Raw genomic sequence first — 339 nt, 5'->3', positions numbered from 1 at the left:
CTGTTTTAAAGGAGATCCTTGAAATAGCTCCTGAAATCAAGATTATGGGCTCTCCGTGGTCCCCACCGGCATGGATGAAAGACAACAAAGATACCCGCGGCGGTAGCCTGCTGGAAGAATATTACCCGGTGTACGCCAGTTATCTCGTAAAATATGTGCAGACTATGGCGGAAAATGGAATTACTATAGACGCCATTACCGTGCAGAATGAGCCTCTTCATCCCGGCAATAATCCGAGTCTGCTTATGCTTGCTGAAGATCAGGCTGACTTCATAAAAAATCATTTAGGCCCGGCATTCGAAAAGAACAACATAGCCACCAAGATCATCATTTATGATC

The 339-nt window shown here is 45.1% G+C and carries 1 pseudogene; it reads left to right on the top strand.

What is annotated here, in order from left to right:
• A pseudogene (locus tag HC176_RS18165) lies at positions 1-339 on the top strand (glucosylceramidase); the annotation flags it as partial.

This window comes from Tamlana crocina (assembly GCF_012037625.1).
Note: the sequence above shows the minus strand (reverse complement) of the source record. Positions and strands in the feature narration are given on the sequence as shown.